Annotated in this window: 13 protein-coding genes; 7 read left to right on the top strand and 6 right to left on the bottom strand. The window is 59.1% G+C overall.

Annotated elements, in window-relative coordinates; genetic code table 11:
- Positions 1 to 387: 387 nt before the first annotated feature.
- Positions 388 to 1,731, top strand: a complete 1,344-nt coding sequence (ssnA, locus tag ACOMDU_RS08010) for a putative aminohydrolase SsnA (RefSeq protein WP_421129858.1) — start codon at positions 388 to 390, stop codon at positions 1,729 to 1,731.
- 27 nt (positions 1,732 to 1,758) lie between these two features.
- A complete protein-coding gene (gene ygfK, locus ACOMDU_RS08005) occupies positions 1,759 to 4,710 on the top strand; it encodes a putative selenate reductase subunit YgfK (protein WP_421129857.1) in 2,952 nt (983 codons plus the stop codon).
- 473 nt (positions 4,711 to 5,183) lie between these two features.
- Here the strand turns inward: ygfK and ACOMDU_RS08000 are convergent, their stop codons facing one another.
- A complete protein-coding gene (locus ACOMDU_RS08000; RefSeq protein ID WP_421129856.1) occupies positions 5,184 to 6,026 on the bottom strand; it encodes a hypothetical protein in 843 nt (280 codons plus the stop codon).
- A 482-nt stretch (positions 6,027 to 6,508) separates the two neighbouring features.
- Here ACOMDU_RS08000 and ACOMDU_RS07995 point away from each other — a divergent pair, with 482 nt between their 5' ends.
- Positions 6,509 to 7,342: a tyrosine-type recombinase/integrase gene (locus ACOMDU_RS07995; protein WP_022136141.1), complete on the top strand. Its 834-nt coding sequence runs from the start codon at positions 6,509 to 6,511 to the stop codon at positions 7,340 to 7,342.
- Between the two features lie 1,839 nt (positions 7,343 to 9,181).
- Positions 9,182 to 10,012: a hypothetical protein gene (locus ACOMDU_RS07990; protein WP_421129855.1), complete on the top strand. Its 831-nt coding sequence runs from the start codon at positions 9,182 to 9,184 to the stop codon at positions 10,010 to 10,012.
- A 106-nt stretch (positions 10,013 to 10,118) separates the two neighbouring features.
- Here ACOMDU_RS07990 and ACOMDU_RS07985 read toward each other — a convergent pair whose 3' ends face one another.
- From ACOMDU_RS07985 to ACOMDU_RS07965, 5 genes are all read right to left on the bottom strand, one after another.
- Positions 10,119 to 11,849: a phospho-sugar mutase gene (locus ACOMDU_RS07985; protein ID WP_421129854.1), complete on the bottom strand. Its 1,731-nt coding sequence runs from the start codon at positions 11,847 to 11,849 to the stop codon at positions 10,119 to 10,121.
- 15 nt (positions 11,850 to 11,864) lie between these two features.
- Positions 11,865 to 12,182 carry a putative signal transducing protein gene (locus ACOMDU_RS07980; RefSeq protein WP_421129853.1) on the bottom strand — a complete coding sequence of 106 codons (318 nt, stop codon included), beginning with the start codon at positions 12,180 to 12,182 and terminating at the stop codon, positions 11,865 to 11,867.
- A gap of 10 nt (positions 12,183 to 12,192) precedes the next feature.
- Positions 12,193 to 12,675: a 23S rRNA (pseudouridine(1915)-N(3))-methyltransferase RlmH gene (rlmH, locus tag ACOMDU_RS07975; protein ID WP_421129852.1), complete on the bottom strand. Its 483-nt coding sequence runs from the start codon at positions 12,673 to 12,675 to the stop codon at positions 12,193 to 12,195.
- Positions 12,663 to 13,451, bottom strand: coding sequence for an MBL fold metallo-hydrolase (locus ACOMDU_RS07970; protein WP_421129851.1), 789 nt, complete (start codon positions 13,449 to 13,451; stop codon positions 12,663 to 12,665). The genes rlmH and ACOMDU_RS07970 overlap by 13 nt, the downstream gene beginning before the upstream one ends.
- 92 nt (positions 13,452 to 13,543) lie before the next feature.
- Positions 13,544 to 14,842: a UDP-N-acetylglucosamine 1-carboxyvinyltransferase gene (locus ACOMDU_RS07965; protein ID WP_421129850.1), complete on the bottom strand. Its 1,299-nt coding sequence runs from the start codon at positions 14,840 to 14,842 to the stop codon at positions 13,544 to 13,546.
- Between the two features lie 1,217 nt (positions 14,843 to 16,059).
- Between ACOMDU_RS07965 and ACOMDU_RS07960 the strand changes: the two genes are divergently transcribed.
- From ACOMDU_RS07960 to rpoD, 3 genes are all read left to right on the top strand, one after another.
- Positions 16,060 to 16,914, top strand: coding sequence for a hypothetical protein (locus tag ACOMDU_RS07960; protein ID WP_421129849.1), 855 nt, complete (start codon positions 16,060 to 16,062; stop codon positions 16,912 to 16,914).
- A 243-nt stretch (positions 16,915 to 17,157) separates the two neighbouring features.
- Positions 17,158 to 18,930: a DNA primase gene (dnaG, locus tag ACOMDU_RS07955; RefSeq protein ID WP_421129848.1), complete on the top strand. Its 1,773-nt coding sequence runs from the start codon at positions 17,158 to 17,160 to the stop codon at positions 18,928 to 18,930.
- Positions 18,927 to 20,264, top strand: coding sequence for an RNA polymerase sigma factor RpoD (gene rpoD / locus ACOMDU_RS07950; RefSeq protein ID WP_421129847.1), 1,338 nt, complete (start codon positions 18,927 to 18,929; stop codon positions 20,262 to 20,264). The genes dnaG and rpoD overlap by 4 nt, the downstream gene beginning before the upstream one ends.
- The last annotated feature ends 7 nt before the right edge of the window (positions 20,265 to 20,271 follow it).

Raw genomic sequence — 20,271 nt, 5'->3', positions numbered from 1 at the left:
GGCAAATGCCTCCGTTTCCGCTTTATAAGAAGATGATAGCGCAGCGGGAAGTTTACTTCCACGAAGTATACTTCCATTTATTGGCTTTTTTGTCATGAAATAGCGAAAGCGGTACACGGTGCAGCGGGACAACGCAGGGTAAAAAGGGCAAAAACAGGCTGACAAAACTATTGCATTTTTGGAGAAATCGTTGTAAAATACAGATGACAATCCAAGATTGGTAGCTGTAAGGAAGTGCTTCGCGCACGGGCTGAAACTATCACTCGGCGGACGCTTGAGTGTTTCAAACCCTCGGAAACAGGGTTTGGGGCACTTTTTGTTTACCGGGGAGTAGAGCCATATTGGGGAGAACACACGAACACTATCGGAAACAAAGGAGGAATACACATGGTTCTGGTAACAAATGGACGGCTCATTACCCGCGACAGCGAGGGCAAGGGCTACTATGAGCACGGCGCGGTGGCCTACGAGGGCGCCAAGATCGTGGAGATAGGTGAGGAAGCCGCTCTGCGGGCAAAATATGCCGATGCCGAGATCGTCGACGCCAAGGGCGGCGTCATCATGCCTGCCTTCATCAACGCACACACCCACATCTACTCCGCACTGGCCCGCGGCCTGAGCATCGTGGGCAACAACCCCACCAACTTCTACGAGGTGCTGGACGGCACCTGGTGGGCCATCGACCGCCACCTGATGATGGACGGTACCCGCGCTTCCGCCACAGCGCTGTACATCGACAGCATCAAGCAGGGCGTGACCACCATCTTTGACCACCACGCCAGCTATGGCGAGATCCCCGGTACTCTGTTTACCATCAGCGAGGAGAGCCGCCGCCTGGGTCTGCGCTCCTGCCTGTGCTACGAGGTCAGCGACCGCGACGGCGAGGAGAAGTGCCTGCAGGCCATCAAGGAGAACGCGGACTTCATCACCTACTGCCAGAAGCAGAACGATCCCATGCTGGCGGCCATGTTCGGCGGCCACGCGCTGTTCACCATCAGCGACAAGACCTTCGACCGCATGGTGGAGGCCAACAACGGCCGCACCGGTTATCATATCCACGTGTCCGAGGGTATGAACGACGTGTACGACAGCCTGCAGAACTACGGCCGCCGTCCCGTGCAGCGCCTGCAGGACCACGGCATCCTGGGTGAAAAGACCATTCTGGGCCACTGCATCCATGTGAACACCGCTGAGATGGACATCATCAAGGAGACGGGCACCATGGTGGTGAACAACCCCGAGTCCAACATGGGCAACGCCATCGGCATCTGCCCGGTGCTGCAGCTGTACAAGCGGGGCATCCTGCTGGGCATGGGCACCGATGCCTATACCAACGATATGCTGGAGTCTCTCAAGGTGGCCCTGTGCTCCCAGCGGAGCCAGAACTGCCTGCCTAACGTGGGCTGGTGCGAGGTCACGGATATGCTGTTCAAGAACAACGCCAAGATCGGCGCACGGTACTTCCCGGACCAGCTGGGTGTGCTGAAGGCCGGCGCGGCGGCGGACATTATCGTCATGGACTACAAGCCGTTTACCCCGTTCAGCGACGAGAACATCGACGGCCACATGATCTTCGGCATGACCGGCCGCCAGTGCCAGACCACCATCGCCGCCGGCAAGGTCCTGATGAAGGACCGCGTGCTGGTGAACATCGACGAGGAGGCCGAAAACGCCCACATTCTCGAGGCCGCCAAGAAGCTGTGGGGCGACCTGAACCACCGGGTGTATTGATAAAATCAACGACAAGGAGGAAGACCCATGTCTGAAAAAATGTATCCGATCCCCTTTAAGTCCCTGATGAACTGGGTGGTCACCGAATATGCCAACTCCGGCGAGATCTTCGGCGTCCGCAAGGCGTACCACGCCACGGGCAAGAGCCTGCCCATCTTCGGCGAGCGCATCGAGACACCCTTTGGCCCCGCCGCCGGCCCCAACAGCCAGCTTGCCCAGAACATCATCGCCGCCTACATGGCCGGCGCACGCTTCTTCGAGGTCAAGACCGTCCAGAAGATGGACGGCGAGGAGCTGGCCGCCTGTGTGCCCCGCCCCTGCATTCTGGCCAACGACGAGGGCTACAACCAGGAGTGGTCCACCGAGCTGACCGTGCCCCAGGCCATGGACGAGTACATCAAGGCGTGGTGCGCCCTGAAGGTGCTGAGCAAGGTATACGGCTTCGGCGATCCCAATGGCTTCGTGTTCAATATGTCCGTGGGCTACGATCTGGAGGGCATCAAGGGCGACAAGGTCAACACCTATATCGAGGGCATGAAGGACGCCACCAAGACCGCCATCTTCGGCGAGTGCAAGGCCGTCCTGAAGGAGCTGTTCCCTGCCGAGAGCGACTATATCGACGCCATTGATCCCCGCGTTAGCCGCAGCGTCACTGTGTCCACCCTGCACGGCTGTCCCCCGGATGAGATCGAGCGCATCGCCAGCTATCTCATCACCGAGAAGCACCTGCACACCTTCGTGAAGTGCAACCCCACCATCCTGGGCTACGAGACGGCCCGCCGTATTCTGGACGGCATGGGCTATGACTATATTGTATTCGACGACCACCACTTCCGCGAGGATCTGCAGTGGGCCGACGCGGTGCCCATGTTCGAGCGTCTGCAGGCGCTGGCCGACAGCAAGGGTCTGGAGTTCGGTCTGAAACTCTCCAACACCTTCCCGGTGGACACCACCCGCGGTGAGCTGCCCAACAACGAGATGTATATGTCCGGCCGCAGCCTGTTCCCCCTGACCATCGAGATGTGCCATCGCATTTCCCGCCAGTTCAAGGGTAAGATGCGTATCTCCTTCGCCGGCGGCGCGGAGTATTTCAACTGCGACAAGCTGTTCGCGGCGGGCATCTGGCCCATCACCGTTGCGACCACCATCCTCAAGCCCGGCGGCTACAACCGCCTGCTCCAGATGGTGGAGAAGGTAGAGCCCATGCCCTACAAGCCCTTTGACGGCACCGACACCCAGGCCATCTGCGACATGAGCACCGCCTCTCACACCGACGTGCACCACGTCAAGCCTATCAAGCCCCTGCCCAGCCGCAAGAGTGAGAAGAACGTGCCCTGGATCGACTGCTTCACCGCGCCCTGCAAGGGAGGCTGCCCCATCGCGCAGGACATCCCCGAGTATATGGAGCTGTGCAACAAGGGCCTGTACGGTCCGGCGCTGAAGCTGATCACCGAGAAAAACCCCCTGCCGTTCCTGACCGGCACCATCTGCGCCCATCGCTGTCAGACCAAGTGCTCCCGCAACTTCTATGACGAGTCCGTCCGCATCCGCGACACCAAGCTGCTGGCCGCCCAGAAGGGCTACAACGCCCTGATGGCCTCCATCAAGCGTCCGGAGCGCGTGGCGGGCAAGAAGGTCGCCATCATCGGCGGCGGCCCCACCGGCATTGCTGCCGCCTACTTCTGCGGCCGCGCCGGTATCGAGACCACCATCTTCGAGCGCGAGAGCTGCCTGGGCGGCGTGCCCCGTCACGTGATCCCCAGCTTCCGTATCGCCAACGAGGCCATTGAGAAGGATATCGCCCTCATGGAGAAGTACGGCGTCGAGGTCAAGTGCGGCGCGCCCGCCCCCTCCGTGGCCGAGCTGAAAAAGCAGGGCTACACCCACATCCTGCTGGCCGTGGGCGCATGGAAGCCCGGCAAGCTGGACATCGCCGGCGATGTGGCCGGCGCCATCCAGTGGATGAAGGGCGTCAAGGCCGGCAACATCGCTGTGGCCGGCAATATCGTGGTCGTGGGCGGCGGCAACACCGCCATGGACGCGGCCCGTCTGGCCAAGCGCAGCGGCGCCGAGAGCGTGACCCTCGTGTACCGCCGTACCCGCAAGTATATGCCCGCCGACGAGCACGAGCTGGCGCTGGCGCTGGCCGACGGCGTGACCTTCGCCGAGCTGGCTGCCCCCGTCAAGCAGGCCGACGGTGTGCTGAAGTGTGAGAAGATGGTGCTGGGCGAGGCCGATGCCTCCGGCCGCCGCAGCCCCGTGGGCAGCGGTGAGTTCTTCACCGTCCCCTGCGACCTGGTGATCTCCGCTGTGGGTGAGCAGGTGGACGACGCACTTATGGCCGCCAACGGCATTGAGTTGGACAAGAAGGGCCGTCCCGCCTTCCAGACCAACGTGGAGGGCGTCTACGCCGCCGGCGACGCCAAGCGCGGCCCCGCCACTGTTGTCGAAGGCATCGCCGACGCCGCGGCCTTTGCCGAGGCAGTTATCGGCAAGCCCTATACCTATGACATCCCCGAGCAGGCCTATGTCACTAAGGCGGACGCCGAGGCCAAGAAGGGTATTCTGAAGATGAGCGCGTGCATCTGCTGCGAGGGCGACCGCTGCCTGCAGTGCGCCACCGTCTGCGAAAACTGCGTGGACTCCTGCCCCAACCGCGCCAATGTGGCCATCCGCATGGCCGACGGCAGCCACCAGATCGTCCACGTGGACAAGATGTGCAACGAGTGCGGCAACTGCACCCAGTTCTGCCCGTACAGCTCCGAGCCCTGCCACGACAAGTTCACCCTGTTCCAGACTGCGGAGGACATGGTGGACAGCCACAATGCCGGTGTGCTGTTCCTTGGCGGCGACAAGGTCCGCGTCCGTACCTTCGGCGAGCCGAAGGACTATGACCTGTCCGGCAAAAACGACCTGCCCGCCGATCTGGAGAAGCTGATCGTCACCCTGCGCGACAAGTACGGCTACCTGTATCTGTAACGTATATCCGCCCCGGTGTCAACCGGGAAATGCAAAAAAGAACCGCCGCTCGGCGGTTCTTTTTTGCGGTTGCCTTCCCCAGAGGGGGTGGTTTCAAAAGGAGGGGGCCGGCGTCCCCGACGGCCCAAAAAAAGGCACCCCGTAGGGGTGCCTTTTTGTTATTCAAGCTCGGAAGGGGCTAAATTATCTCTGGCCGACAGGCCAGGGATAACTAAGCGCAAAAAAAGAAGCACCCCGCAGAAAAGCAGCATTTACTATCCCTCCCGCGGCAGCGGGAGGGATATATATTTATCCCCCGCGGCAGCGGGGAATATTTATTTCGTCCGCGCCGACAGGCGCGGGCTAATTAAGCGCAAAAAAAGAAAGGCCCAGCGGGCAAGCAATCTTTATTCACCCCACCCCCGCCAGGGGGTGGGATAATTAAAGGCAAAAAAAGAAGCACCCGGTAGGGTGCTTCTCTTTTTTGAGTTTAATTAGAACTCCTTTTTCTTGCCGATGACGACGGCGGAGCCGGCGACGGAGGTCAGAGCCATACCGACGTACATAGCGATACCAGCGTCAAAGGTCTTGGGGGACTTGTTGGAATCGGGCTTGGTCTCAGTGGGAGTGTTGGAAGCGTCAGCGACGACCCACACGCCAGCGACCTGATCAGCGTCAGCACCATTGGGAACTTCCACGAAGGACTTGTAGACCTTACCGGTAGTGCCGCAGTTGGAGCACTTGGCAGCGCCCTTCTCAACGTCGACAACCCAAGTGTGACCAACAGTGTTGGCGGCCAGAGTACCCAGATCGCTGGTAATGACAACCTTGCCATCAACCAGCAGCTTCACGGTGCTACCGCTTGCGGTGTCAACAGCCTTGAACAGGTGAACCTTCTGATCGGTAGTGTCGGTAGCGGTATAGAACTTGTCGTTCACGGTCTCACCAGCCCGCAGCTTGTACTGACCGCACTTGGAGCCGATCTCGGTGAAAGCCACGCCGGTGCCATCATAATCAACCGCATCAACCTTTGCCAAGTACATAGCGACAGTGTTCTTGTCGGCATACTTCAGAACGATGTCAGCATCAGCAGTCTTAGTGACCTTGACATACATAATGTCTTTGGTGCTGTCAAACGTGTCACTTTCGTTCTTGGCAAGCCAATAGAAGGCGATAGAGGTCTTGGTTGCCTTCTCATACATCAGATAGGCATCCTCGGCCTCGGTGGCGCCGGTCTCGGCGTCAAAGGCATCGTACTGCTGAGCCGCCGCGAAAGCGGTGGTGCACAGTGCCAGAGCCATGACCATGGCCAGCACAGTTGCAATGATCTTCTTCATGTTTGTTTCCTCCATAAAAATTTGTTTGTGTCCAGCGTCGCTCCGTCACTCTCGCCAGCGGTTTACAACGTAAACATCATTATGTTGTAAAAATTTTTACGGCACATTTTTTCCATAATTTGCCAAAATCAAAATACGCTCCCCACCCCTGCGGGGGCGGGGAGCGTTCAGCTTTCCGGAAATCTCCCGGTTTTCCTCACCAATTTCGTGTCCGGCAGGGCCACCACATTTCTCGCCTGTCCCGTTCGCGATTTGTTTACAATTTATTTCGCTAAAGAGAATTCCTGCATTCTGACGTAAAGTGCCTTCACTTGTTTTACCCCTCGGCGGCCATATCTTGCGCGTGCGCTCCGTCGGGGGACAGGCTATCCCGGCGCGGAGGAAGCTCACTTCCACATTTTTGCCCAGTATTTTCCAAAAAACGCTTACAAAACAGCGCGCAGGCCTTATAATACACCTATTATATATATTGGAGGCCCGCCATGACCATCACAACCGACCAGCTGACGCAGTTTCGCGCCCTGCTGAAAAACGAGGAAAAATCCGCCGCCACCCTGAACAAATACCTCCGCGACGTCCAGCGCTTCGCCCTGTGGCTGGGCGACACGCCGCTGGAGCGCGACGCCATGCTGGACTACAAGGCCGACCTTATGCGCCACTACGCCGCCGGCAGCGTCAACTCCATCCTGGCCGCGCTGAACCGTTTTCTCCGCATGATCGCCCGCGAGGACTGCCGCGTTCACCGCCTGCGGATCCAGTACCAGGCGTACAGCCCCGAGGAACGTGAGATCACCGCCCAGGAGTACGCCGATCTGGTCCGTACCGCCCGGGAGACAGGCCGCGCCCGCCTGGCGCTGGTGCTGCAAACCATCTGCGCCACCGGCATCCGCGTCAGCGAGCTGCCCGCCATCACCGCCGAGGCTGCCCGCCGCGGCGTAGCCGTGGTGCGGTGCAAGGGCAAATCCCGCCGCGTGCTCATCCCCACCCGCCTGCAAAAGAAGCTTCTGCGCTATATGAAGCAGCACCGCATCGCCTTCGGCCCGGTGTTCGTCACCCGCAGCGGCGCACCCCTGGACCGCAGCAACATCTGGCGCGAGATGAAGGCCCTGTGCCGCGCCGCCGGCGTCTCCGACAAAAAAGTGTTTCCCCACAACTTCCGCCACCTGTTCGCCCGCACGTTCTACCGGCTGAACAAGGACCTGGCCAAGCTGGCCGACCTGCTGGGCCACAGCAGCATCAACACCACCCGTATCTACATCCGCACCACCAGCGCCGAGCACCGCCGCTGTCTCGAGCGTATGCGCCTGGTGCTGTAAACCGCGCCTCCCGCCCTTATTGTCCCCCTTGGCGGAAAAGATGCACCTTGACAACTGAATTTGACAAAAAATCGCCCACCATATATAATACAGCACAAGGACGCTGCATACATAGGCGGGCGGTCAGTCACCTCCCCTCGAAGGGAGGTGGGACAGTATGTTTTGGACGCTGACGTTCCATATCTTAGGCTATTCGGTCTCGATACGGATCCAAAAGCTGAAAAGCAGAAACCGCCACCGGGCAGGGTGACGGTTTCTGTAGGCTACAAAGCCTGTAAGCAAATCTCAACTCACCGGGACTGACCGCCTGTCGCAGCGTCCCCTTTTCATCTCCTATTATATCCTATCCCCGCGATTTGTCAAGCGCCGCCGTTCCCCGAAATTTGACAAACGCCGCCACGCGGTGTATACTCTGCCACAAGGACGCTGCATACATAGGCGGGCGGTCAGTCACGACCCCGAAAGGGGGTGACGCGATGTTCTTTGTGTTTACGTTCCATATTCTGGGCCACTCGGTCTCGATACGGATACAGAAACTCAAAAGCAAAAACCGCCACCCTGCACGGTGACGGTTTTTGCGGGCTGACATAGCCCAAAATAAACTCTCAACCAAACGGGGTCAACCGCCTGTCGCAGCGTCCCCTTTTCATCTCCTATTATACCCTATCCCCGCGATTTGTCAAGCGCCGCCGTTCCCCGAAATTTGACAAACGCCGTCCCGCGGTGTATACTCCGTCACAAGGACGCTGCATACATAGGCGGGCGGTTAGTCACGGCCCCGAAAGGGGGTGACGAAATGTTTTTTGTGTTTACGATCCACATCCTTGGTCACTCGATCTCGGTGCGAGTTCAGAAACTCAAAAGCAGAAACCGCCACTCCGGCAAGTGACGGTTTCTGTAGGTCGATAAGACCTTAACGAAGCTCTAAGTTGCTGAACGGGGTCAACCGCCTGTCGCAGCGTCCCCTTTTCATCTCCTATTATACCCTATCCCCGCGATTTGTCAAGCGCCGCCGTTCCCCGAAATTTGACAAACGCCGCCCCGCGGTGTATACTCCGTCACAAGGACGCTGCATACATAGGCGGGCGGTTAGTCACCTCCTCTCGAAGGGAGGTGGGACAGTATGTTTTGGACGCTGACGTTCCATATCTTAGGCTATTCAGTCTCGATACGGATCCAAAAGCTGAAAAGCAGAAACCGCCACCGGGCAGGGTGACGGTTTCTGTAGGCTACAAAGCCTGTAAGCAAATCTCAACTCACCGGGACTGACCGCCTGTCGCGGCGTCCCCTTTTCATCTCCTATTATAACCCCTCTCCGCGATTTGTCAAGCGCCGCAAAACAACCCCAACCCCTTTACATTCTGCAAAACTATGCGCGCGTCCGCAAAACGCACACAAATTGTGAACAAATGTCCGCCTTGCGCGCTTTCGCGTCTCAAAGTTTCCCCATTTTTTTCCAGAGTATTTGTGCTGCAACGCACATACACGCCGGTAAAATACCGAATATCGCATACAAAGCGCGTTTTTTTGTGTTTTACGCGCCCCCGGACGCGGAACCGAAACCGGCATAAAAGTTCAGAAAATGTGCTGTTTTTCATAGGAATTGCAACGTTTTCGAAAATGTAAATCTTTTTTAATAATTTTTTACGAGTTTTTTTGCAAATCCCCGGCCAAAACGCCTTGATTTATCTGCGGGATGTGGTATACTTACAACCGTGAAAGGCGAAGCCGAGTTGTTCGGGCCTGCGGTCTACAACATAATGATGTTTACGTTGTAAACGGTGGTCCGAGTGACAAAGCCGAGTCCGACACAAACAAATTTTTATGGAGGAAACAAACATGAAGAAGATCATTGCAACTGTGCTGGCCATGGTCATGGCTCTGGCACTGTGCACCACCGCGTTCGCGGCGAACATCGAGTCCGGCTTCCTTAAGAGCACCGATGCTGATAAGGCCGATCCTGCTACGGCGGTTACCCTGTCTTATACCGGCAACACCGATCCTAAGACCACCGATGGCAAGACCACTGCTGGTGTCTATGCGCATTATACCATCAATGGCAAGACTTATATCGTTGTGAATACTCTGGCTGAGGCTACCGATGTCCTGTACAAAGAGGCCGATGCCAAGAACGTGGTTCTGTACCTGGCTGAGATTCCCACTGCCAACTATGTCGCCGGTAAGGTCTACAGCGATTTCGCCGACACTTGCGGCAAGTATGAGAAGCCCGCCAACTACGATGCTACTAAGACCTATTACACCTATGAGTATGCTGGCAACACCTATCTGGCTGTTGCTGACAGCACCACTGGCGATGGCGTCCTGGTAGTGGACGGTAAGGTTGTTGTTGTGACGACTCTGACCGCCGCCACTAAGGTTGCTCACGTTGCTGTTCCCACCGTTAAGGATGGCAAGATTACTGGTTACACCTGCTCCAAGTGCAAGGCCGTTGCTGCTGAGGCTCCCAACAAGGCTTCTATTCCTTCCGGTGCTGACACTACCGGTCTGACCGGTAACTGGTATTGGACCACTGCCACCACTCCTTCCACTGGCACCACCACCAAGCCCTCCCCCAAGACCTTTGATGCTGGTATCGCTATGTACGTCGGTATGGCTCTGACCTCCGTCGCCGGCTCCGCCGTCGTCATCGGCAAGAAAAAGGAGTTCTAATTAGAACCCGCTTCGAGGTTAACAAAAAAAGAGACCGCTTCGGCGGTCTCTTTTTCTTGCCTACGGCGCGGGGGGAAAAAAGACCGCCGTACGGCGGTCTTTTCTATTACTCTGTCAGGGTTTTGACCCAGGCGGAATACTTCTCGATATTGGCGTCGCGATCGGCGGCGTCGGCGCCCTTGGTGAGGATATACACCTTGATCTTCGGCTCGGTGCCGGAGGGGCGCACCAGGATCGTAGTACCGTCGGCCAACTCAAAGCGCAGAACATTGCTGCCGGATAGCTCCATCTTGCTGACCTTGCCAGTGGCGCAGTCCACGGCGCTGCCGTCCTGATAATCCTTGCGGACCACCACATCCACACCGGCGATGTTGGCCGGGGGCGCGGTGCGCAGGGACTTCATCAGCGCCGCCATCTTTTCCAGACCGTCCAGACCGGGCATGACCAGATTGTGGGTCTTCTCGCCATACCAGCCGTACTTCTTGTACAGTGCCTGCAGGGCATCATACAGCGTCATGCCCTTGGCGGCGTACCAAGCGGCCATCTCCGTGATCAGCAGGGACGCGGTGACGGCGTCCTTATCCCGCACGTAGTCGCCCAGCATATAGCCGTAGCTCTCCTCATAGGACATGATGACGTGGCCCTCACCGGCGGTCTCCAGCGCGTTCTTCTTCTCGGCCATGAACTTGAAACCGGTAAATGTGTCGCAGCAGGTGACGCCGTTGCTCTCGGCCACCTTGCGGGCCATCTCGGTGGTGACGATGGTCTTGAGGAAATAGGGATGCTCCGGCATCTTGCCCGCCCGGCGCATGGCGCCGATCAGATAATCCAGCAGCAGCACACCGGTCTGGTTGCCGGTGACGGCGATGAACTTGCCGTCCGCGCCGCGGACCATAATGCCCACACGATCGCTGTCCGGGTCGGTGCCCAGAATGAAGTCCGCACCCACCTTGTCGGCCAGCTCGATGGCCAGATAGAAGCCCTCCGGGTTCTCCGGATTGGGGGAGGCCACCGTGGGGAACGTGCCGTCCAGCACCATCTGCTGCTCTACGCAGTACAGGTTCTTCACACCCAGGCCGCGCAGGGCCTCCGGCACCAGCTTCCAGCCGCAGCCGTGGAAGGGGGTGTATACCACCTTGAAGCTGTCGGCTACCTGGGCGACGGAGGTGCGGTCGTTGACCATGGCCATGACGTTGGACATGAACATCTTGTCCGTCTCCTCACCCAGCAGGGTGATGAGCCCGGCCTTCACCGCGTCGTCAAAGGCCATGCGCTTCACGCCGGTGAAGATGTCGATCTGCTCCAGACGGGCGGCGATGGCGGCGGCGTGCTGGGGCGGCAGCTGCGCGCCGTCGGCCCAGTAGACCTTGTAGCCGTTGTACTCCTTGGGGTTGTGGCTGGCGGTCACGTTGATACCCGCCTGGCAGCCGTAGTACCGCACGGCGAAGCTCAGCTCCGGCGTGGGGCGCAGGGACTCGAAAATACGTACCCGGATGCCGTTGGCGGCGCAGACCTCCGCCGCGGCGCGGGCAAAGGCCATGCTGTTCACGCGGCAGTCCATGCAGATGGCCACGCCTTTTTGTTTGGCCTCATCGCCCTCGGCGGCGATAACGTCGGCAAAGCCCTGTGTGGCCCAGCGAATGACGTGTACGTTCATCTGGTGCAGACCCACCTTCATGGTGCCCCGCAGTCCGGCGGTACCGAATTCCAGCGGGCCGTAGAACCGGCTCTCGATCTCCTTCTCGTCCCCGGCGATGGCCTGCAGTTCGGCCTTTTCGTCGGCGTTCAGCGCGTCGCTGGCCAGCCAACGCTCGTATTCCCTCTTATAGTCCAGCATATTCAAAAACTCCTTTCAGGCGTGTTCTTCCGTTTCCTCGTCCTCCACCGGCCGGGAGGCCAGCAGGTCCTTTGCCTCCTCCAGCTGCGCTTCGGGCACATACAGGCTGGCGCCGTAGCCGGAAAAGCCGTTGATGACCTTCCCCGCGCCGCCATCCAGATCGTAATACTTGAAGCAGGGGATGCCGTAAGCCGCCAGCAGGGAGATGATCATGTCCGTGTCGGCGGGAGAATCGAAGGTCTGCATCAGCAGCACGGCCTTCTCGTCCTGCCCCTGCGGGTCCTTGGGCCACGCGGGGACGTCCGGCTTTCCGGTGAAATTCCAGTTGTCCATAGTCTGCCTCCTATTTGTGATATTTTGTCCCGGCGGCGATCTGGTATGCCCGGTAGAGCTGCTCCAGCAGCATGATCCGGGCCATGTGGTGCGGGAAGGTCATGGGGGACATGGACAGCCGCCAGTCGGCCAGCTTTTTCACGTCCTCGCTGAGTCCCACGCTGCCGCCGATGAGAAAGGTGATCTGCGTCTTTCCCTGCACGCCGAAGTCCGCCATCCGGCGGCTCAGCTCCTCGCTGGAGCAGGGCTTGCCCTCGATGCACAGGGCCACCACCGCGCCGCCCTTGGGCAGACGCTCCCGGATGGCCGCGCCTTCGGCCTGCAGGGCCTTCTGTATCTCCGCCGGGGAGGGACCCTCCGGCAGACGGTATTCCGGCAGCTCCACGATGTCCAGCTTGCAGGATCGCTGCAGCCGTTTGACGTACTCCGCCGCCGCGTCGATGTAGAATTTTTCCTTCAGCTTGCCTACGCACAGAATGGTCACTCGCTGCATACGCACACCTCCGCCGTGTACGGCCCGCTGAGCTGCGACCGCGGCGCCACGGTCACGGCGGCGTCCAGTCCCGCCAACGCCCGTTCCAGTGTCTGCCGTGCCCGCTCCGGGGTATTGTTTTCCCGGCTCAGATGGGCCAGCACGAACTGCCGCGTCCCACCTTCTGCCAGCCGCCGGGCAAACGCGCCGGCTGCGGCGTTGGACAGGTGGCCCCGCGCGCCCAGAATACGCTGCTTCAGGTAATAGGGATACGGCCCGGAGAGCAGCCACTCCTCGTCGTGGTTGCTCTCCAGCACCATGAGGTCAACGCCTGCCAGCGTCTGCTCAGCCTCCGGTGTGACAAAGCCCGTATCCGTGAGTATCCCGATGCTCGCCCCGTCGTGATCCACACGAAAATCGATGCTCTCCGTGGCGTCATGGCTGGTGGGAAACACGGTGATCCGGGCGTTCCCGATGTCGAAAGCGCCTGCCCTCGGAATGACACGCAGTACATCCGACACGCAGGAACTCTTGCGGCACAGGGCTTCCGCCGTTCCACGGCTGGCGTACAGCGGCAGGCGGTGCTGCTTTGTCAGCGTCGCCACGCCGCAAATGTGGTCCGTGTGCTCGTGAGTCAGCAAAACGCCGGAGATATCCGCTGGGGACAGGGCAAGCGCCTGCAGGGCGCCGCAGATCCGCCGCGCGGAGATGCCGGCGTCCACCAGAAGGTGGGTCCCGCCGGCGCTGACCAGCAGGCAGTTTCCCTCCGACCCACTGGCTAAGATATGTACGGTCAACAACGGTCTATGTCCTCTCTGAACGAAAACGCCCGCCGCGGCAAGCCGCAGTTGGCTGCGGCCTCTCGCAGCGGGCGCTGGATGGCTTCGTGTTATCCTGCGTGGGTCTCGGTGTCAGCCTCATCGGGCACGTCCACCAGGGAGATATCCGCGCCCACCGCGCGGAGCTTGCCCACCAGATCCTCGTAGCCGCGCTCGATATAGTTGATGTGGCTCAGCTCGGTGGTGCCCTGCGCCGCAAGACCGGCAATGACCAGTGCTGCGCCGGCGCGAAGATCGCAGGCCTGAATGGGGGCACCCACCAGCTGCTTCACGCCCTCTACAACCGCCACCTTGCCGTCCACCTGGATGTGTGCGCCCAGGCGCTTTAGTTCATCCACATACTTGAAGCGGTTGGCACCGTATACGCCCTCGGTCACCAGGCTTGTCCCCTCTGCCAGTGCCAGCACCGCGGTGATCTGGGGCTGCATATCCGTGGGGAAGCCGGGATAGGGCAGCGTTTTGACGTTGGTCTTTGTCAGCGGACCGCTGCGCCGCACCAGCATGGAGTCGTCATCTTCTGTGACGGATACGCCCATCTCCATCAGCTTGGCGCTGATGCACTCCATGTGCTTGGGGATGACGTTCTTCAGCAGCAACTGGCCGCCGGTGGCCGCCACGGCGGCCATATAGGTGCCCGCCTCGATCTGGTCGGGAATAATGCCGTAAGAGCCGCCGGTCAGGCGCTTCACGCCGCGGATCTTGATGGAATCCGTGCCCGCGCCCTTGATGTCGGCGCCCATGGAGTTCAGGAAGTTGGCCAGATCCACGATGTGCGGCTCCTTGGCGGCGTTTTCGATCGTGGTGGTACCCTCGGCCAGTGCCGCGGCCATCATAATATTCATGGTGGCCCCCACGCTCACCACGTCCAGATATACCGGCGCACCCACCAGACGGCCGTTTTTGGCGGCGGTGTGGATGAAGCCGCCCTCCACGGACACCTCAGCGCCCATGGTGGTGAAGCCCTTGATATGCTGGTCAATAGGCCGGACACCGAAGTTGCAGCCGCCGGGCATGGCCACGGTGGCCTGGCCGAAGCGGCCCAGCAGCGCACCCAGCAGGTAGTAACTGGCGCGGATACGCCGCGCCAGGTCGTAGGACGGGCGGGTGGAGTGGATGGCGTGGCAGTCGATCTCAATGGCGTGCTGGTTCAGCACGCGCACCTTTGCGCCCAGCTCCTCCAGAATAGAGAAGAACAGGGTCACATCGCTGATCTGGGGGATGTTCTCGATACGGCATACGCCATCCACCAGCAGGGCGGCAGGGATGATAGCTACAGCGGCGTTTTTCGCACCGCTGACGGTCACTTCACCAAAAAGCTCTCGTCCGCCGCGGATCATGTATTTATTCAAGGCAGTTTCCCTCTTTTCAAGTCATCGGTGCTTGTATGCGGCGGCGCTGTGCCGGCGTCAAAAGCGCCAAACATAGTGTGTCCAGACAGCGCTCGGTCCATACGGCGCAATACAAGTGCTATCAGTATACCATATTTTTCGATAAAAGCAAGAAAACCGCAGGAAATTTTTAAGAGAACCGAAAAGCTGCACAGAAAAAAGCTCCCGGGGGACGGATATCCGTCTCCCGGGAGCCTTTGCCCCCTGCGAAGCGCGCTCGTGCACTGTACATTCTCCCGCGCAGTGAGCCCCCCTCGGCTTCGTGTCCCCTTGTTGATCCCCCCTGCCGTGCGGCGTACCCCTATGCCGCAGCCCCCTGCAAGGCTAAATAGTACGATACCACTTCGCAAACTGTTTTTCAAGGATAATTCGCGTTTTTTAGCCAACTTTTTACGCTGTTCAACGTCTCTACGCCGGTGTGTTCAGAAAAGTGCAGGCAATAGGCGCGATTTGATAATCGCCAAAACCGGTAGAGCACAAACCCCTACCGTGGCACCAGCCAGCGGCGCGCGACAGCGCCACGCGGGAAGCTGTGCTGGCACAGTCCTTCTGACCGAGGAAAAAACCGGAAAAATCTCCGTGGTCGCGTGGGAAAATTACCCGCAAGGAACGTTTCGCCCCGCGCCAAGGGGTTCTTAGACCGTAGGTCTAAGCGGCGTTTTTGGCTACTTTTGCCGCCGGGGGCAAAAGTAGCTCGCGCTCGGGGGCGCGAAACCCTCCCTACGAAAATTTGAGGAAAAACAACTCCCTCCACTTTACGCAAAATCCACTTCATTCAGCTAAATTGTAACCGAATTATGAACGGGATTTGGCCGCTATCAGCGCCAAAGAAGTTTACATAATGACTTTTCGATTTTGACTGGAAAATTTTTCCAGCGAAGTTGTTGCGTTTTTTGAAAATCTCGATTTGAATTGCATAAATGCTGCGTTACACAGGAATTACGCTTTGCAGGTGCTCAGATAAATTGCGTAAATTACTGGTAAATTATGGAAGAAATGGAAATTATTTCCAATTCCGGGCGATTTTTAACGGCGCGATGTCACTATCTCAAAAATGGAAATAACTGGCAACAAAAACCGTAAAAATTTTTACAACATAATGATGTTTACGTTGTAAACGGTGGTCCGAGTGACAAAGCCGAGTCCGACACAAACAAATTTTTATGGAGGAAACAAACATGAAGAAGATCATTGCAACTGTGCTGGCCATGGTCATGGCTCTGGCACTGTGCACCGTGGCGTTCGCAGATGTGCAGAAGTACGATTTCTACGACGCCACGACTGGTGAGAAGGTCGCGAATTTCCAGGGTCTTGAGTTGACCTATGTCAAGGCCAAGACCACTTCCACCGGCGCCAACGACCCCAAGTCTATTGCTCACTACACTGTTACCGTTGATGGTGCGACCCACAGCTATGTGGAGACCTCTGCTGCCGATGCTGACTACATCCTGAAGTATGCAGGCAAGAGCACTGTCGCTATGTATGTGACTTACAGTGAGAATGGTGCCATCTATAACTACGATGGCAAGGTGTACGACAACTTCGGTACCACCTGCGGCCAGTTCAAGAAGGATGCCAACAAGTACTCCGCTGACACCAAGTTCTACACTGCTGTCGTTGATGACGATGACAATGTCGATCTGTTCTATGCTGACAAGAACGGCACCGTCACTCTGCTGGTTGACGGCGCTCTGGTGAAGGTTACCAAGGTTGGTACTGCTACTCAGCACCTGTCTGATGTCGTTGTTCAGCACCTGTGGGTTCTGGATCGCGTGAACAAGACCGCTAAGTGCACCACTTGCGGCGCTACTGCTAAGCTGTACGAGAAGGCTTCCGAGATTCCCGCTGGTGCCACCTACGACACCGTTGCTGGCGGCCTTTTCCTGGTCGTCGACAAGACCGCTACCAAGCCCGCTGATGGTACCAACAAGTCCCCCAAGACCTTTGACGCTGGTATCGCTATGTACGTCGGTATGGCTCTGACCTCCGTCGCCGGCTCCGCTGTGGTCATCGGCAAGAAAAAGGAGTTCTAATTAAACTCAAAAAAAGAAGCACCCTACCGGGTGCTTCTTTTTTTGCCTTTAATTATCCCACCCCCTGGCGGGGGTGGGGTGAATAAAGATTGCTTGCCCGTTGGGCCTTTCTTTTTTTGTGGCACCTCATCCGTCACGGCTAAAAACTTTTGCGAAAAAAGAGGATTTGAGGAAGTTTTTTGGTATAGTATATTGTCAGGTTTATTTTGCGACGCGGTTCGGCGGGGGAAAGGAGGGCTTTTCGTGCATTTCAGCGACCAGTTTCTGGACGAAGTGGTGGCGCGGAACGATATCGCGGACGTGGTATCCGGCTATGTGACGCTGACGCGCAAGGGCGGAAACCTGTTCGGCCTGTGCCCCTTCCACAACGAGAAAACGCCCTCATTTTCCGTAGCGCCGGACAAGCAGATCTACCACTGCTTCGGCTGCAAAAAGGGCGGCGGCGTCATCAATTTCATCATGGAGATCGAGGGCCTGTCGTTCCCGGAGGCGGTGGAGTTCCTGGCCAAGCGGGCCAATATCCCGCTGCCGGCGGAGGACGAGGCCCGCAGCAATGCTGACCGGCTGCGGCGGCGTGTGCTGGAGCTGAACCGGACAGCGGCACGGTGGTACTATGAGCAGCTGCAGCTTCCCCAGGGGGCGGCGGTGCAGGCGTATCTGGACAAGCGGCAGATACGGCGCGGCATCGCGGTGCGCTTCGGCATGGGCGCGTCGCTGGACCAGTGGGACGCGCTGCTCCGCGCCATGACAGACAAGGGCTTCACCAAGCAGGAGCTGCTGGCCTCCGGGCTGGTGGTCAACGGGAAAAACGGCGGACTGTACGACAAATTCCGCAACCGGCTGATGCTGCCGGTCATCGACGTGCGGGGCGACGTGGTGGGCTTCGGCAGCCGCGTGATCGACAAGTCGGAGCCGAAATACATGAACACCACCGAAACGGTGGCGTACAGCAAACGCCGGGTGCTCTACGGCCTGAACCTGGCCAAAAAGACCAAGCGGCCCAACATGATCCTGTGCGAGGGCAACCTGGACGTGGTGACGCTGCATCAGGCGGGCTTCGACAACGCGGTGGCCTGCATGGGCACGGCGCTGACCCAGGAGCAGATACGTCTGCTGAGCCGCTTCACCAGGGAGCTGGTGCTGTGCTACGACAACGATGGCGCGGGCCAGATGGCCACGGACCGGGCGCTGGAGCTGCTGCAGAACAGCGAGTTCACCGTGAAGGTCCTGCGTCTGCCGCAGCGATTGGTGGATGGACATTATGTAAAGCAGGATGCCGACGACTTTATCAAATACCAGGGTAGGGACGCTTTTGAGCAGTTGCTTTCCGGAAGTGCAAACGGCATTGAATTCACGATGTCTGAGATCGCGGCCAAGTATGACCTGAAGGACGACAAGGGTCGCATCGCCTACGCGGGGGAGATTGCTGAAACATTATGTAAACTAAATGACCCCGTGGAACGGGAGGTATATACCACCCGGGCCGCCGAGGCGGCGTCCCTGCCGGCGGAGGCCATGCGGATGGAGGTCCAGCGGGCCGCCAAGCGGGTGCAGGCCAAGGCACGGAAGGCGCAGGAGCGTCAGGAGATGAACCCGGTATCGGCCCTGCAGCCTGCGGACCGCAGAATCCGCTATCAGAATGTACGCAGCGCGCTGGCGGAGGAGGGCGTTATCCGTCTGCTGATGCAGGACGAGAGCCTGTTCCCGCCGGAAATGCCGGTGCGGCCGGAGGAATTTTCCTCACCGCTGCTGGGGCGCATCTACGGCGAGCTGTGGCAGCGGCGGGGGCACGCGAGCATGGCGGCGCTGGCCGCGGTGCTGACGCCGGAGGAGATGAACCACCTGACGGCGCTGCTGCAAAAACCGGAATCCGCAGCCAACGCGCCGCAGGCGCTGGCGGATTACATACGCATCATTCGGGAAGAACACACCAAGCGCACCGGCGGCACGGATCCGCTGGCGGCGGCGATGGAGACGTATAAAGATAAAAAAGGTTACGGAGGAAAGCGAACATGACCGAAGAAAAGTACACCGCGGAGCAGTTGGAGCAGATGGCGGACCAGCTTTTGCAGGAGGCCGCGCCGGCGCAGGAGAAGCCCGCCAAGGGCGGCCTGGACGAAAAGACCATCGCGTCCCTGCCGGCGGCCGCGCTGCTGAACGGCAACGAGAAGCTGCGCGACCTGTTTACCAAGGGTAAGAAGAAGGGCAAGCTGGATGCCGGTGAGCTGTCCGACGTGCTGGACGAGCTGGACCTGGAGAGCGAGCAGATGGACTCCATCTATGACTCTCTGGAGCAGTTGGGCATCGAGGTAGGCAGCGAGGATTTCCTGGCCGACCTGCCCGATGAGGATGGCGAGCCCGCTATGGATGAGATCGCCGAGATCGAGGAGGAGGAGCTGGTCGACCCCAACACGCTGGTGGACAGCTTCAACATTGACGATCCCGTGCGTATGTACCTGAAGGAGATCGGCAAGGTGCCCCTGCTGACCGCCGATCAGGAGGTGGAGCTGGCCACCGTTATGTCCGCCGGCCGCGAGGCCGAGGCGCGTGTGGCGCAGGCCGAGGCGGACGGCTCGGCCATCCCTGAGGCGGAGATGGTCGGGCTGAAAAAGCAGATCAAGGCCGGCGAGAAGGCCAAGCAGCAGCTGGCCGAGGCCAATCTGCGTCTGGTGGTGTCCATCGCCAAGCGCTATGTGGGCCGCGGTATGCTGTTCCTGGACCTGATCCAGGAGGGCAATCTGGGCCTGATCAAGGCCGTGGAGAAGTTCGACTACACCAAGGGCTATAAGTTCTCCACCTACGCCACCTGGTGGATTCGTCAGGCCATCACCCGCGCCATCGCCGATCAGGCGCGTACCATCCGCATCCCCGTCCACATGGTGGAGACCATCAACAAGGTCATCCGTGTGTCCCGCCAGCTGCTGCAGGAGCTGGGCCACGACCCCAGCCCCGAGGAGATCAGCGCCGAGATGAATATGCCCGTGGACAAGGTCCGCGAGATATTGAAGATCGCCCAGGAGCCCGTGTCGCTGGAGACGCCCATCGGCGAGGAGGAGGACAGCCATCTGGGCGACTTCATCCCCGACGAGGCCGCGTCCGAGCCCAGCGAGGCCGCCAGCTTCACCCTGCTGAAGGAGCAGCTGGTGGACGTGCTGGGTACCCTGACGCCCCGGGAGGAGAAGGTGCTGAAGCTGCGCTTCGGTATCGAGGACGGCCGTACCCGCACGCTGGAAGAGGTAGGCAAGGAGTTCAACGTCACCCGTGAGCGTATCCGCCAGATCGAGGCCAAGGCCCTGCGTAAGCTGCGGCACCCCTCCCGCAGCAAGAAGCTCAAGGACTTCCTGAACTGAGGCGGAC

This window comes from Vescimonas sanitatis, assembly GCF_049060325.1.
Classification (GTDB): Bacteria; Bacillota; Clostridia; order Oscillospirales; family Oscillospiraceae; genus Vescimonas; species Vescimonas sanitatis.
The sequence above is the reverse complement of the archived record's forward strand: the minus strand, read 5'-3'. Positions and strand labels throughout refer to the sequence as shown.

What these genes read in the sequence shown, in the direction of transcription:
- ssnA (WP_421129858.1), top strand. Translation starts at nt 388, where the DNA reads ATGGTTCTGGTAACAAATGGACGGCTCATTACCCGCGACAGCGAGGGC.
- ygfK (WP_421129857.1), top strand. Translation starts at nt 1,759, where the DNA reads ATGTCTGAAAAAATGTATCCGATCCCCTTTAAGTCCCTGATGAACTGG.
- ACOMDU_RS08000 (WP_421129856.1), bottom strand. Translation starts at nt 6,026, where the DNA reads ATGAAGAAGATCATTGCAACTGTGCTGGCCATGGTCATGGCTCTGGCA.
- ACOMDU_RS07995 (WP_022136141.1), top strand. Translation starts at nt 6,509, where the DNA reads ATGACCATCACAACCGACCAGCTGACGCAGTTTCGCGCCCTGCTGAAA.
- ACOMDU_RS07990 (WP_421129855.1), top strand. Translation starts at nt 9,182, where the DNA reads ATGAAGAAGATCATTGCAACTGTGCTGGCCATGGTCATGGCTCTGGCA.
- ACOMDU_RS07985 (WP_421129854.1), bottom strand. Translation starts at nt 11,849, where the DNA reads ATGCTGGACTATAAGAGGGAATACGAGCGTTGGCTGGCCAGCGACGCG.
- ACOMDU_RS07980 (WP_421129853.1), bottom strand. Translation starts at nt 12,182, where the DNA reads ATGGACAACTGGAATTTCACCGGAAAGCCGGACGTCCCCGCGTGGCCC.
- rlmH (WP_421129852.1), bottom strand. Translation starts at nt 12,675, where the DNA reads ATGCAGCGAGTGACCATTCTGTGCGTAGGCAAGCTGAAGGAAAAATTC.
- ACOMDU_RS07960 (WP_421129849.1), top strand. Translation starts at nt 16,060, where the DNA reads ATGAAGAAGATCATTGCAACTGTGCTGGCCATGGTCATGGCTCTGGCA.
- rpoD (WP_421129847.1), top strand. Translation starts at nt 18,927, where the DNA reads ATGACCGAAGAAAAGTACACCGCGGAGCAGTTGGAGCAGATGGCGGAC.